Raw genomic sequence first — 13,854 nt, forward strand, 5'->3', positions numbered from 1 at the left:
ATTACTTTTCTAATAAAAACGCTAGGCAGTCGGCGGCACTTTGCTCTGGAATTTCTTCCATGGGCATATGTCCGCAATTATCGTAAATCACCGCACGAGCGTTTGGAATCTCCTTAGCAAAACGATGCGCATGGGCAACTGGAATCCATGCATCTTGCTTGCCCCACATGATCAGTGCTGGCTGAGTAATATTTTTCAGTGGGCGCGTATCGAAACCAACATTATTACGAATGTAACGCACAACACGAGCGGCTGAAGCCCGGTTTCCCGGGCGCATCATCATGTCGTAGTAGCATTCTAATTGTTCTTTTTTAATGCGATCTGGCTGGCCGTAAAGAGAGCGTACTGAACCATACAAAGCCTTGCGCGGGATCTTCATACGCGATGCTGACCATCCAGCAAAGGGCACAGCCAATGATGAGATAGTCGCAGGTGGAATAAAAAAGAAACCAGCAGCATCTAATAGTACAAACTTACTCACTTTATGCGGATAGCGTGCTGCAAAGTCCCAGGTCATCCAACCACCTAACGAATTTCCGGCTACCATGCAGGTTTCTATCCCTAGTGCATCAGTAAATTCGTTCAAAAAGTCACTGTACATGTGTTTGTACACACCTTTTGGGTGTGGGCCTGTAAGACCATAGTTTGGATTGTCTAAACAGATGACACGGAAGTGCTTGCTGAGAATGTCGCTCCAATCGTTCCAAGTATGCAGAGAAGAAAACATACCATGGAGTAAAAGCAATACAGGACCTTGGCCGACGTCACGGTAATGAATCTTCATCCCCTGCAGCTCTAGATACTTCGAGTCGGGTAATTCGTGGCGTTGTTTGATTTCCTCTAGGGGGATCGCGAAACGCTCTTCGGATAACGACGCCAAGGCTCGCTGGAACATAATTCAACCTCATTTGATGATGGCGACTATTGTCTACGGATAATGCAATTAATATAAGGGATTATCATGCCGAAATTCGGTCTATTTGCGTATTTTTCACTCAATGATGGGGCGTGGAATCGAAAGTGATACAATCAAAGCCGTTTTAGTATGCAAAAGTGACATTATGTCTAGAAACTTTCCTCCCATTTTTTGTTTGCGGTTCGGCTTAAATTGGTAACGTTTGACTCGCTAAGCGAGCATGCATCATATCAATTGGGGTTTAGTGTTTTTGAAGCGCATGCGGGTATGGCAGCCATTGATTATATAGCGCCACATTTTCCGCGGCTGAATCTAGACGAATTAGCTCAATTCTTTGCCGACGAAAGAGTTTGGCTTAAGGTTAGCGAAGATAATCATGCTGAGACTAAGCAGGTATTAATATCGGCTCAGTATGTATTGCAGACTCACGATTGTCTTTATGTTGAAATTCCAAATCATAGCGAAGATCCCGTTAACACTCAGTGGACGACTGTATGGGAAAATCACGAATTACTAGCGATATACAAGCCACCGCTGTTGCCGGTTAGTCGCACGACGCGAAATTTATACGGTACTTTGATTTCTCTTGTTCGTCGCCATAGTCCGTGGACGCAAGCACAGTTATTACATCGCTTAGATACAGAAACATCAGGTCTTATTTTATTGGCGAAAAATTCTTACGCTGATAAAAAATGGAAGAAAAAGTTTGAGCGTCTAATGCAAGGTAAAATTTATCATGCTTGGGTGTTTGGCAAACCGGATTGGCAAGAAATGACATTGGAATGCGACATCTCCGAGCGCGAAGGCAGTGCTATTCGTAGTCGTATGTACGTCGTTGAAGACGATGTTAGCGATTATAAAAACCCGAAACTTAGTAAAACCCATTTTCAAGTAATTCGTAATGAAGATGATAGGTCGCTCATTGAATGTCGATTATTTACCGGTAAAAAACATCAAATTCGTACGCATTTAGCTTATCTTGGGTATCCCATTGTTGGCGATAAGATTTATGCATTTGATGGTCTTTATTATTTAAAACGCTTTCAAGGCCCGTTAACCGCAGAAGACTTTCGAATGTTAGGCAGCGAGCATCATTTGCTGCAAGCAGTACGTTTAGAGTTATGTATCGAAAAAGACAGCATTCAGACCATTGAGTTGAAGTAATAGATATTACTTGTCGGTGGGGATCACTGCTTCTTTAGTGGTATTTTCCAGACTTGAATTTAAGCGCACGATTTCATTTTTGGTATATGTTGTTCTCGCAATGCTCTCGCCATTTGCCGCTTTTTTCATATTTCGATAGGTTTCTCGACCCATTTCGAAGAAGTCGATACTCACGAAGGCGTGTACTAAATGGTCTTTTAATAATGCTTTATAGCTCGGCAATATTTTGCCGACACCAATAATGATAATCTTTTTATGCGTCTTTAGTTCGTTGTTATAGATTTCTACCGTATCCCGGAAGGTGTCGATATCATTCATTGGCCAAGCGCCTACGGAGAGAAATACATCAGAACCAATACCATTAAAGGTATTGCTGAGTTGCGTCATGGTACGTTCAACATTATCGCCAGAGTTCCATGGGCAACGTTCAGGCTCGTACCAACCACCTTCACCTTGTAAACGTTGACCATCCAAGAAGCTTTTTTGACCGCTTAGAGTGCGCCGTACGGCTAAGATTCGTTCGGCAAGATTGGGGTCATGGTTTACCGTCATTAAACAGATGCAACCGCCGTTAGGCTTGAGTTCTTGTGCCATCAGGGCGAGTTCTTGTCCGAAAGTCACGTTATCGGCACCGACATAGCCACGGCTAAGTACTTTATCGACACCACTGAACGGTGAATCAAACGTTAAAATAGGAATGCGTGCCTGACTAATGGCTTGTGCGATAAATTCAGACTTAGTTACAGAAATCGCAATGGCATCGTATTGGCGAGAGGCGAGTGCTGTCTCGATTGCATTGTATTGCAAGTGGGCATTGGAATCTCCGTGTCCTCCTAGTAAAACGCAAGTATCGGCATTTAATGCGGCGGCTTCTTGGCATCCCTGAGCGGCATCGATGAAGTTTTGATCATCAATACTTTTACCGACTAGAGCGAAATTCATACCTTCAGCGGCTACTATTGAATTCATTAGTAGCCCTACGCAAAGCTGCAGTGCGGTACCGGTGATCCTAGATAACATTGGAAATTCTATGCCTGTACTAAATCAAAGCGATTTATAGGTTAGCAGTCGTGGAATTGCATTGCTAGATAAATGAAAACCGCTCTCAAATACAGTATTTTAAGCTTAGTCTAAGTACGCCACTATTGAGCGGATATTTGGAGTATAAAAAACCGAGTTATTCTCGGCTTTTTATACTCTAGGAAGACGATGAGGTACCTATATTGGTTGGAATCGTCTGGCGTAAAAATAGCGCTGTCGGAAGACGACGCTTATACAAGCGATGAGTAGCCAGAATGGCGATAGGCTGCCACCGCCTCCAGAGCTACTTTTGCGTTCTACTGTCTGTTCGGTTACTGGCTCTGGAATTTCTGGTGTTTGGCTGCTTTCAGTGATGTCTGCTGCAATCTGTTTGATATCGACACGGTCATCAGTATTAGTACTTATTATATGCAGTGATTCCATACCGTAACGACCTATGCCCTCTAGAAAGCGAGAATTTCTTTCGCCGTCGAACAAGGTGATGTAATTAACTTGCTGGCCATTAAACTCCATCACGCCTTTGTCGAGCATTATGATTAAGTTGTGTTCTGTATAGTCTCGGGGGCTTTCTGATCTCGAAAAATGATATTGTGCTGTGGTTTCAGAATAAAAGCTTTCGCCTTCCCGCATTTCAAAAGGTAAATATTTTAATCCATCAGGATAGGTAATTTCGCCATCATACCCGCGTTGGGTGATATAAATACCGTCTTCACGAATTTCGTAAACTCTTTCGTATAAACCGATTAAACCTACTGCATCGTCGTGAAATTGATTATTTTCTAGCGCTTCAATATTGCCAGTGAAAATATCATGTAGAGACGGAGTGCCACTGTGATCAGAAAAAGCCTCATAGGTGTATTCGATATTTCCAAGGGGAAAATACTGGGTAATATCGATCGTTTCAAACTCGTTATAAACGAAAGGATCGGTGCCGATATTCCATTCATACACATCGACCGCACCGTCGCTGTCAGAATCTCCATAGAAATTTTCGCGGTAGCGTGGATCTCTTGATTCTATCGTCGCTTCGAGGGCGTCAGACAAGCCATCTTGGTCATCGTCGGTATCGCAGGCATCGCCCCAGCTATCTATAAAAAGTAAGCTGCTGTCTTCATAGTTTTCTTGATAAGGGTTGTAGACCAGGGGGCAGTTATCATCAATGTCGGCGACACCATCACTGTCGGTATCAGCATCGCCGTAATCACAGAGATCACCGAGGCCGTCACCGTCGGAATCGGTTTGATCTTCCTCGTATTGGTATGGGCAGTTATCTAATTGGTTAACAATACCGTCGTTGTCGGCATCTTGTCCGAAGGCAATGGCATCGACATTGAGTGATGCGTAAGTGTCCGAGTACCAGCTAAATTCAGCAGTAAATACAATGGTAACTAGGTGAGGGCCACTGGTTAAAGATCTATATCCTAACCTGTTAACGTTCTCGCTCCCATCAATTATTACGCTGACGGTTATTGCTTCAGCCGCATAAGGGTTGCTATCTTCTAAAAAAACTATATTTAATAGGCCAGCAGACGCGTTATTAAGCGCAACAGTAAATTGGCTTGTGATAGTTTCGTCAATATTTTCGTATGGGTTGTGGGCATTGATGACGCTTCGGATCATTAGGGTTCGATAGCTCTTGGTGCCAACGTCACCGGTATCGTCAAGCGCCCACAATTGACTCGGCGTCGCCAACACCCGGTCTGATCTGCCACTGCTAAAATCAATGACAAGGTCATCGGTGGTCGCAGGAATTGATTCTGAATCGGTTGGTGATGAGCCTAGTAATACTTCAATAAGATTATTGTAGCCGTCGCCGTCAAAATCTTCGGTCGCATCCGTCGGCGTTTTCGGATCGGTATTTAATGTGGCTTCCAAATCGTCGGAAATACCATCATCGTCGTCATCGTCATCACAGACATCACCAAAACTATCATTATCTGAATTTAACTGATCGGTGTTACTTATTAAGGTGCAGTTATCTTCAGTTTCTATAATGCCGTCGTTGTCGGTATCGGCCGCAAAGATTATGTCTTTGAATTGAAGAACCTGATCGCTCGAGGTGGGTATTTCATGTGCAATCGTTATCAGGGTTGGACCGGCAGTAATTTTCATGGTGAGATCGGCTGTATAATCAGCTTGTGTTTCACCATAAATTTCATTGCCTTGTTTTACACCATTGATATAAACATCGGGAAGTACTACCCCGTCACTACTATAAAAAGATATTTTTACAATGCCGTCGATCGCTGGGTTCAATGGAATATCCAGAGTTGCAATAATATTTTCGGTGTAACCTCTACCAAGTTCTATGGCCCAATCTTGATAGTTCCATGCGTAATATGGCGCGAAGTGAATTTGGCTTATATCAGTGAAATCTTTTTCGAAAAATGTGACCGATTCGGGAATGGAGTTAATATCATCTGCTGCGGAACCCAAGAGTATTTCAATCAGGTTGTTGTAACCGTCACCATCAAAATCATCTGAGAGTACGTCGGGATTCGTTGGGTCACTGCCGAATAGATCTTCAAGTACGTCAGACACCCCATCGTCGTCGTCGTCATCGTCACAGGCATCACCTAGGAACTCATCGTCGAAATCGGAGTTTGTTTGATCTGGGTTTGCTATCTCTGGGCAGTTATCATCGATATCTGCAATGCCATCGCCATCAAAGTCGGTAATTGCCATTGAATAAGGCGCAACAGTGATCAGAGCAGTGGCTAATGCCGTGAGAATACCGGTTTTTAGAAGGGGTGAAAGAATGCGAGTCGGCATTTAGCAACGTTCCTTGTTTATGTACTGGCCCTATCGTGCAGGAGTCATGGGTGCACAACCGTGCTGGCCTTATTGGTCTAAGAAGCAGTATACAGGAATAAAAAAACCGGGCACTAGGCCCGGTTTTTTCTGCGCTGTCTCTTGTATCAGAGCAGGCCGCTAACCGCTTCAACTACCGCTTCGGTGGTGATGTTGAAGTGTTTCATCAGGTCGCCTGCTGGTGCAGATTCACCGAAGGTTTCCATACCAATCACAGCGCCGTTTAGACCGACGAACTTGTACCAGTAATCTTTGTGCAGTGCTTCAACCGCAACGCGTGCGCTGACCGCCGCCGGTAATACGGCTTCGCGGTAGGCCGCGTCTTGCGCAGAGAAGAGTTCTGCACATGGCATTGAAACCACACGGATATTTTTACCGGTGAGTTTCTCGGCAGCTTCCACCGCCAACTGCACTTCGGAGCCAGTCGCCATGATGATAGCGTCTGGTGTGCCCGCGCAATCTTTCAGGATGTAGCCACCTTTGGTGATGTCGGCAACTTGCTGTGCATCACGAGTTTGGTGCGCTAGGTTCTGACGCGAGAAGATGAGGGCGCTTGGGCCATCCGTGCGTTCGATCGCTGCTTTCCAAGACACTGCGGATTCAACGGTGTCGCATGGACGCCAAGTTTGCAGGTTAGGGGTGTAACGTAAGCTAGCGACTTGTTCTACTGGCTGGTGAGTCGGGCCGTCTTCGCCTAAGCCAATTGAATCGTGGGTATAAACGAAGATAACGCGTTGCTTCATAAGTGACGCCATGCGCACGGCGTTACGTGCATATTCCATAAACATCAGGAAGGTTGCGCCATAAGGAACAAAGCCACGGTGCAGAGCAATACCATTCATCATGGCACTCATAGCGAACTCACGCACACCGTAGAATATGTAGTTACCTGCAGCATCGTTGGCACTTACGCCTTCACAACCTTTCCATAAGGTCAGGTTTGAGCCAGCCAAATCGGCTGAGCCGCCTAAAAATTCTGGAAGCAGTGGACCGAAAGCATTCAAGGTATTTTGCGATGCTTTACGGCTAGCAATGACTTCGCCTTTGGCTTGGCATTCTTCGATATAGGCTTGCGCTTTGGCAGAGAAATCCGCTGGCAATTCGCTGTTAGCACGGCGCTTAAATTCAGCCGCTAATTCTGGATAAGCTTTGGCATAGGCATCAAACTTAGCATTCCAAGTTTGTTCAGCTTTAGCGCCTTTTTCTTTTGCGCTCCAGCCTGCGTGCACGTTTTCTGGAATTTCAAATGGGCCGTATTTCCAACCTAAACGTTCGCGTGTTAGAGCAATTTCATCGTCGCCTAGTGGTGCACCGTGGCAATCTTCTTTGCCTTCTTTATTCGGTGAGCCAAAACCGATAATGGTTTTACAGCAAATCAAGGTTGGTTGATCGCTGTTAGCGCGAGCCGTTTCAATGGCTTGCTTTATTTCATCAGAATCATGGCCGTTAACGCGCGGGATTACTTGCCAGCCGTAAGCTTCAAAACGCTTAACGGTATCGTCGGTAAACCAACCTTCAACTTCGCCATCAATTGAGATGCCGTTGTCGTCATAGAACGCGATTAATTTGCCTAGCCCTAACGTACCGGCCAGTGAGCACGCTTCGTGTGAGATACCTTCCATCATGCAGCCGTCACCCATAAAGACATAGGTGTTGTGATCAACGACGTCATGACCTTCGCGGTTGAACTGTGCCGCCAATACTTTTTCAGCCAGTGCCATACCAACACCGTTGGCAATGCCTTGGCCTAGAGGACCGGTAGTGGTCTCGATACCTGGTGCGTAGCCGTATTCTGGGTGACCCGGTGTTTTAGAGTGCAGCTGACGGAAGTTTTTCAGGTCGTCGATGCTGAGATCGTAACCGCTTAAGTGAAGCAGTGAGTAAATCAGCATTGAGCCGTGGCCGTTAGATAGAATAAAACGGTCGCGATCAGCCCATTCTGGATTTTCAGGGTTGTGCTGGAGGTAGTCGTTCCATAGCACTTCGGCGATGTCGGCCATGCCCATTGGGGCACCAGGGTGGCCAGATTTAGCCTTCTGTACAGCGTCCATGCTAAGTGCGCGGATGGCGTTAGCCAGTTCGGTACGGGTAGTCATGTAACGACTCCTAGATCACAGTTGAAATGCGGCTTTAGACTAGCGGTGGTTTGTGACAACCGCTAGACAGAAAATTTGGGCGGCATTGTCTCGCAGATTGTCAGTAACGGCAACGCCGAAGGGAGGGATTGTCTGAGTAATCGCTAATCGTCTGTATTAGCGATTCATCTCATAGACACACATATTCACCGCAGTTGCTAAATTCAGCGACTCAATATCGCCGCAACCTTTAATGGTAAATGGATGTGGGCTGAGTTCTTCTAGCTGTTCGCGTGGAATGCCACGGGCTTCATTGCCGAAAACATAGCATTCACAGGCATGGAAGGATGGGTGGCTTAGCGCCTCGCCTTGCATGTCTAGGCAGGCAATATTCTTATAGCGGTGGGGTAAGCTATCGAGTTCGACCTCTTGTTCAATCGCGACATGGAAGATAGCGCCCATGCTGGCGCGCACGACTTTGGGGTTGTAAGGGTCGACGCTATTGCTGCTGAGCAATAACCGCAAACCACCAAACCAACCTAAGGTGCGAATAATGGTTCCTAAATTGCCGGGATCTTGAATCTCGTGCAAATAAACGGCTTTGCTAAGGTGGGCGTCATCATTTGACGGGGTCAATAATGGCACCACGGCAATAATGCCTTGAGGTGACTTGGTATCCGAGATTTGCGTCATCTGGCGTTCGCTAATGACCGTGGTTTTGAAGTCGCTGTGCCAATCGGCATATTGCTCCGTCACCAATAACTCACTGAGCCCAAGTTGCGGCTGCGACTTGGCCGCCCGCTGTAATTCGAGAATTAAATGCTCACCTTCTACTAAAAAATGGCCGAACTGGGTGCGGTATTTTTTTTGGTGTAGTTTTTTAATATCGTCGAGTTTCATGGCATCACCTCTGTCCGTAATAGAGACCTATTGCTTAGTTGAGGTCAGCAAGCATGGCAAGCGCAAGCGCCTCAGCTACTTTAATCCCATCAACACCCGCCGACAAAATACCACCGGCGTAACCCGCGCCTTCACCGGCTGGATATAAACCTCGGGTATTTAAACTTTGTAAATCGTTGCCGCGAGTGACTCGAACGGGCGATGACGTACGCGTTTCAATACCAGTTAAGATGGCGTCGTCGCGATCAAATCCACGAATCTGTTTACCAAATTCTGGCAAGGCTTCGCGAATTGCTTCAATGGCGTAATCCGGTAGCGACGGGAATAAATCACCGAGTTTCACACCGGGTTTGTACGAAGCCTCAACTTCACCAAACTCAGTTGATGGCTTGCCACGAATAAAATCGCCAACCAATTGGCCGGGCGCGCAGTAATCTCTGCCACCTAGCTCATAGGCTTTTGATTCAAGTGCTTCTTGTAATTCCACTCCCGCTAGTGGGCCGCCGGGGAAGTCTTTCTCAGGGTGAATACCCACAACGATGCCGGAGTTGGCATTACGCTCGTTACGAGAGTATTGGCTCATGCCGTTAGTAACGACTCGCTCTGGTTCTGATGTTGCCGCGACCACAGTGCCGCCAGGGCACATGCAAAAGGAGTACACCGTGCGACCATTTTTAGCATGGTGAACCAATTTATAATCGGCAGCGCCTAATTCAGGATGACCTGCGTATTTACCCAAGCGTGCGTTATCAATTAATGATTGTGGGTGTTCAATACGGAAGCCAATGGCGAACGGCTTAGCTTCAATAAAGACATTGCGCGCATGCAGCATGCGGAAGCTATCACGAGCGCTGTGGCCCAGCGCCAAAATCACATAACGGCTGCGAATAATTTCGCCATCGTTTAAAACAACACCTTCAATCCGACCATCTTCAATCAATAAGTCAGTTACTTTTTGATCAAAACGAACATCACCGCCTAAGGCTTTGATTTCTTCGCGCATGGTGGACACAACGCCTGTTAGACGGAAGGTGCCGATATGCGGTTTGCTGATAAATAAGATTTCTTCTGGTGCACCGGCACGGACGAATTCGTGCATGACTTTGCGGCCATAAAACTTGGGATCTTTGATTTGGCTGTAAAGTTTACCGTCGGAGAACAAACCCGCACCACCTTCACCAAATTGGACGTTTGATTCTGCGGTGAGTACCTTCTTGCGCCAGAGTGCCCAAGTATCTTTGGTGCGCTGGCGCACTTCTTTACCACGTTCTAGCACGATAGGGTTAAAGCCCATTTGCGCTAGCGTTAGTGCGGCAAACAATCCGCATGGGCCGAAGCCAACCACTATCGGTCGTTCGGTTAAATTCTCTGGTGCTTGAGCGACGGGATAGTAGCCGGTGTCAGGTGCGACACGAATATGCTGGTCATCCGCGAAGCGCTCTAGTATCTCGGTATCGTTGCGGGTTTCTAGATCAATGATGTAGATGAACTTAATTTCAGTCGATTTTTTTCGCGCATCATAGCTGCGCTTAAATACCGTGAACTGAATAAGATCGGCATCTTTGATGGCTAAACGCTGCAATATGGCGCTACGAATGGCGTCAGTAGGATGGTCTAGAGGTAAGGCAAGTTCGTTGATACGAATCATACAAAATCCTGGCCGGTGACTCCGGCAGAGGTTATCAAATAAAGAGTTAGTGGCTGAAGCGCCACTAAGAATGGAGCGTATTGTACCCTTAGCAACTGATGCTGTCAGTTAGAGCCTTGCCGGTATGCCTTCTAAATCTGTGGTTTAAGCGGGCTGTAGATCTTTATTCGTGGTTAAACCAAAGAGGGTGGCCATACCCGCGAAAATCTTCCCTGCACCACTAACTAATACAGCGCGCGGCGTGTTGTAGTCTTGCAGCACCCAATTGCGAGTTACTTGAATAACCCCGCCGATTAACGCATTACCAATGACATCGCTTTCTTCATCGCTCAATGCCCACTCATCAACATAGTGTTTGCTGACTTGAATGGTTAGCTGCGCGAACTGACTGATGTAGCGGTTATACAACTGATGCATCTCTTCGCTGGCGCCGTCAGCCTCGAACATACAAATACGCGCAATACGCGGATCTTCCATCTCCTGGAAAAAACTATCCAAAATGGTATCAATGAGTTGTTGCCACTGCTTAGAGCTGGCTTGGCTGGCGATGTGTGTCGTCACCCTTTTGAGCGTTTTCTGCATGCAGTGTTCGTACACATCCATCAGCAGAGATTCAATAGAGCCACAGCATTCGTAGAAATAACGGTCGGTTAGTTTCGCTTCTTTACAGATACGGCGTACCGTCACGCTGCGAAAGCCTTCTGTCCCAAAAACATCGATACCGGCGCGCAAGAACTGCTGACGGCGTTGGGCTATGCGCTCTTCTTGGCTCATGCCACCGTAAGTTCTGCCCGTTGTTTGTACTGTAGATTTTGTCATACGCTAATTTGACAACAGCTGTCGTCAGAAGTAAAGTGACATTGTCTGTCGTCAGATAGATATAAAAATAACAATATCAGCAGCAGTCTTGGTTGAATTTTGTGCTGATACGTTTTTAAGGCGGTACTCAGGTATGAAAAGTTACAACGTAATTATTATCGGTAGTGGTTTCGGTGGGCAGTGTGCTGCTATTAATCTGCTCAAGCAGGGTATTACGGATTTTATTATTCTTGAGCGCCGCGAGTTCATGGGCGGTACTTGGTGCCAAAACACTTATCCAGGTGCCGCAGTCGATGTTCAGTCGGCGTTGTATTCTATTTCGCATGAGCCGTATGACTGGTCGCAAATGTTTGCTGAGCAAAAAGAGCTGAACCAGTACACCAATTACGTTATTGAAAAATACAAATTGCGTGAAAAAACACTCACCAATGCCAATGTAAACCGTATTGAGTGGGATGCCGCCAGTCAGCGTTGGCAGATTGAACTTGATGGCAAAGAGCCGTTGGATTCGCAATTTGTGATTAATGCATCAGGCCCGCTTAGCACGCCCGTTATTCCGAGTTTTAAAGGCCGTGATTCTTTTCAGGGTAAGAGTTTTCATACGAATAATTGGGATAACGATTATGATTTGCGCGGTAAAAAAGTCGCTATTATTGGTAGTGGTGCCAGTGCAGCACAGGTTATTCCTGCGATCGCTCCTGATTGCGAGCATCTTCATGTATTTCAACGTACGCCACATTGGGTAATGCCTCGTGCAGATCGTGTATTTAAACCATGGCAGCGGGCGTTATTGCGTAATAAATCTATTTATAAAGCGTTGCGTACCTTTATCTATTGGAGTCTAGAATCGCGTGTTGTTGGATTTAAGTATTCTAAGACCATGCTTAAGTTAGTTGCTCAACGCGAAGCAGAAAACCATATTAAGCATCAAATTAAAGATGAAGAATTACGCCGCAAGGTGACACCTGATTACACTATTGGCTGTAAGCGTATTATTTTATCGAACACTTTGTATCCCGCTTTTTGTCGCGATAACGTTACTCTGCATAGTAAAGAGCAAGGGATTGAAGAGATCACCGCAACCGGCATTAAGACTCAGGATGGTGAGACGCTAGATCTTGATTTGATTATTTACTCCACTGGTTACGATGCTACCGATGGGGTTATTTCTTACCCTGTTATTGGTCGCGGAGGAAAAGAGCTTGGCGAAGTCTGGAGTGAATTCCCGCGCGCTTATCTAGGTACAACAGTACCGAATTTTCCAAACTTGTTCGTGGTGACAGGGCCAAATACCGGCATTGGTCATACATCCGCTATCTTTGTGATTGAAGCGCAAATGAATTACATCCTGTCGGCTATTAAAACAGTGCGTGGTCGCCGCGCTAAAACGATTGAAGTAACGCCTGAAGCTGAAGACAGTTATACCACCCACATTCATAAAGAAATGAATAAAACGGTTTGGCAGTCGGGTGGTTGCAATAGCTGGTATAAAAGTAAAAGTGGGCATGTTATAGCCATGTTCCCTGGCTTTAGCTTTACCTACTTGCGCTGGACGAAAAACTTTCGCAGTGCCGATCACACGATAAATTGAGAGAAGCGCCATGAAAAATTTTAATAATAAAGTTGCTGCGATTACGGGGGCAGGATCAGGTATCGGGCGTGAGTTAGCGACTAATCTTGCCCAGCAAGGGTGTCACTTGGCGTTGAGTGATGTCAGCGAAGCGGGTTTGGCTGAAACGCTTGCCTTATTGAGCGAATATTCGGTAACGGTCACAACGGCGAAACTTGATGTTTCAGATAAAGATGCATTTTATGCTTGGGCAGATCAAGTAGTGGCGGATCATGGTCGCGTAAATATGATATTTAATAATGCCGGAGTGGCTTTGTCTGGCACTGTTGCTGCGTTAGATATCTCTGATTACGAATGGATCATGAATATTAATTTCTATGGCGTACTTTATGGTACTAAAGCCTTTTTGCCACATTTAGAACGCAGTGGTGAAGGTCAAATTGTTAATATTTCCAGTATTTTCGGTTTAGCATCTCAACCTTTAATGAGTGGTTATAACGCCAGTAAATTTGCGGTTCGTGGCTTAACTGAATCTTTGCGCCAAGATTTGGAGAGTACTAAATCTGTCGTGAGTTCTACTTGTGTTCATCCTGGTGGTATTAAAACGAATATTGCTAAGCAGTCGCGTATGTCTGCTAGTACATCTGAAGTGATGGGATCAGATAACGATAAAACAATTAAAGACTTCGAGCGAACCTTTATCACTACTCCAGATAAAGCTGCAAAAACTATTCTAAATGGTGTTAAGAAAAATAAACGTCGAGTATTGATTGGTCCAGATGCTTACGTGTTTGACGCTATGGTTCGTTTATTTCCTGCTGGATATCAGTGGATTATTACTAAAGTGGTTAAGCTTCAGGGCAAACTGAATAAAAAAGCTGCTTGAATATTTTTGGGTTGCAGTACCTTC

10 protein-coding genes are annotated in these 13,854 nt (G+C 45.8%); 3 read left to right on the plus strand and 7 right to left on the minus strand.

Annotated features, from left to right (window positions below; genetic code table 11):
* Nucleotide 1 precedes the first annotated feature (1 nt).
* Nucleotides 2-895: an alpha/beta hydrolase gene (locus UXZ23_RS02150; protein ID WP_320819012.1), complete on the minus strand. Its 894-nt coding sequence runs from the start codon at nt 893-895 to the stop codon at nt 2-4.
* Nucleotides 896-1,183: 288 nt separating this feature from the next.
* Here UXZ23_RS02150 and UXZ23_RS02155 point away from each other — a divergent pair, with 288 nt between their 5' ends.
* Nucleotides 1,184-2,080: an RluA family pseudouridine synthase gene (locus tag UXZ23_RS02155; protein WP_320819013.1), complete on the plus strand. Its 897-nt coding sequence runs from the start codon at nt 1,184-1,186 to the stop codon at nt 2,078-2,080.
* A 6-nt stretch (nt 2,081-2,086) separates the two neighbouring features.
* Here the strand turns inward: UXZ23_RS02155 and UXZ23_RS02160 are convergent, their stop codons facing one another.
* The 6 genes from UXZ23_RS02160 to UXZ23_RS02185 all read right to left on the minus strand — a co-directional run bounded on the left by UXZ23_RS02160 (nt 2,087) and on the right by UXZ23_RS02185 (nt 11,374).
* Complete coding sequence (locus UXZ23_RS02160) at nt 2,087-3,049, minus strand: substrate-binding domain-containing protein (protein WP_320819014.1); 963 nt, start codon at nt 3,047-3,049, stop codon at nt 2,087-2,089.
* A gap of 249 nt (nt 3,050-3,298) precedes the next feature.
* Nucleotides 3,299-5,893: a thrombospondin type 3 repeat-containing protein gene (locus UXZ23_RS02165; RefSeq protein ID WP_320819015.1), complete on the minus strand. Its 2,595-nt coding sequence runs from the start codon at nt 5,891-5,893 to the stop codon at nt 3,299-3,301.
* A gap of 146 nt (nt 5,894-6,039) precedes the next feature.
* Nucleotides 6,040-8,028 (minus strand): transketolase, encoded by a 1,989-nt coding sequence (tkt, locus tag UXZ23_RS02170; RefSeq protein ID WP_320819016.1) that lies wholly within the window; start codon nt 8,026-8,028, stop codon nt 6,040-6,042.
* Between the two features lie 156 nt (nt 8,029-8,184).
* Nucleotides 8,185-8,907, minus strand: a complete 723-nt coding sequence (locus UXZ23_RS02175) for an RNA methyltransferase (protein ID WP_320819017.1) — start codon at nt 8,905-8,907, stop codon at nt 8,185-8,187.
* 34 nt (nt 8,908-8,941) lie between these two features.
* Nucleotides 8,942-10,555, minus strand: coding sequence for an NAD(P)/FAD-dependent oxidoreductase (locus UXZ23_RS02180; RefSeq protein WP_320819018.1), 1,614 nt, complete (start codon nt 10,553-10,555; stop codon nt 8,942-8,944).
* A gap of 144 nt (nt 10,556-10,699) precedes the next feature.
* Nucleotides 10,700-11,374, minus strand: a complete 675-nt coding sequence (locus UXZ23_RS02185) for a hypothetical protein (RefSeq protein WP_320819019.1) — start codon at nt 11,372-11,374, stop codon at nt 10,700-10,702.
* A gap of 133 nt (nt 11,375-11,507) precedes the next feature.
* Here UXZ23_RS02185 and UXZ23_RS02190 point away from each other — a divergent pair, with 133 nt between their 5' ends.
* Both UXZ23_RS02190 and UXZ23_RS02195 read left to right on the plus strand, forming a co-directional pair.
* Nucleotides 11,508-12,965, plus strand: a complete 1,458-nt coding sequence (locus UXZ23_RS02190) for an NAD(P)/FAD-dependent oxidoreductase (RefSeq protein ID WP_320819020.1) — start codon at nt 11,508-11,510, stop codon at nt 12,963-12,965.
* A 10-nt stretch (nt 12,966-12,975) separates the two neighbouring features.
* Entirely contained in the window at nt 12,976-13,830 is an 855-nt protein-coding gene (locus tag UXZ23_RS02195; RefSeq protein ID WP_320819021.1) for an SDR family NAD(P)-dependent oxidoreductase, read from the plus strand.
* Nucleotides 13,831-13,854 lie beyond the last annotated feature (24 nt).

The sequence above is a fragment of the Thalassolituus sp. genome, from assembly GCF_034111725.1.
GTDB lineage: Bacteria > Pseudomonadota > Gammaproteobacteria > Pseudomonadales > Oceanobacteraceae > Thalassolituus.

Excerpts from the sequence above, each read along its gene's own strand:
- UXZ23_RS02155 (WP_320819013.1), top strand. The coding sequence starts at position 1,184 with ATGGCAGCCATTGATTATATAGCGCCACATTTTCCGCGGCTGAATCTA.
- UXZ23_RS02180 (WP_320819018.1), bottom strand. The coding sequence starts at position 10,555 with ATGATTCGTATCAACGAACTTGCCTTACCTCTAGACCATCCTACTGAC.
- UXZ23_RS02190 (WP_320819020.1), top strand. The coding sequence starts at position 11,508 with ATGAAAAGTTACAACGTAATTATTATCGGTAGTGGTTTCGGTGGGCAG.
- UXZ23_RS02195 (WP_320819021.1), top strand. The coding sequence starts at position 12,976 with ATGAAAAATTTTAATAATAAAGTTGCTGCGATTACGGGGGCAGGATCA.
- tkt (WP_320819016.1), bottom strand. The coding sequence starts at position 8,028 with ATGACTACCCGTACCGAACTGGCTAACGCCATCCGCGCACTTAGCATG.
- UXZ23_RS02160 (WP_320819014.1), bottom strand. The coding sequence starts at position 3,049 with ATGAATTCAATAGTAGCCGCTGAAGGTATGAATTTCGCTCTAGTCGGT.
- UXZ23_RS02165 (WP_320819015.1), bottom strand. The coding sequence starts at position 5,893 with ATGCCGACTCGCATTCTTTCACCCCTTCTAAAAACCGGTATTCTCACG.
- UXZ23_RS02175 (WP_320819017.1), bottom strand. The coding sequence starts at position 8,907 with ATGAAACTCGACGATATTAAAAAACTACACCAAAAAAAATACCGCACC.
- UXZ23_RS02185 (WP_320819019.1), bottom strand. The coding sequence starts at position 11,374 with ATGACAAAATCTACAGTACAAACAACGGGCAGAACTTACGGTGGCATG.
- UXZ23_RS02150 (WP_320819012.1), bottom strand. The coding sequence starts at position 895 with ATGTTCCAGCGAGCCTTGGCGTCGTTATCCGAAGAGCGTTTCGCGATC.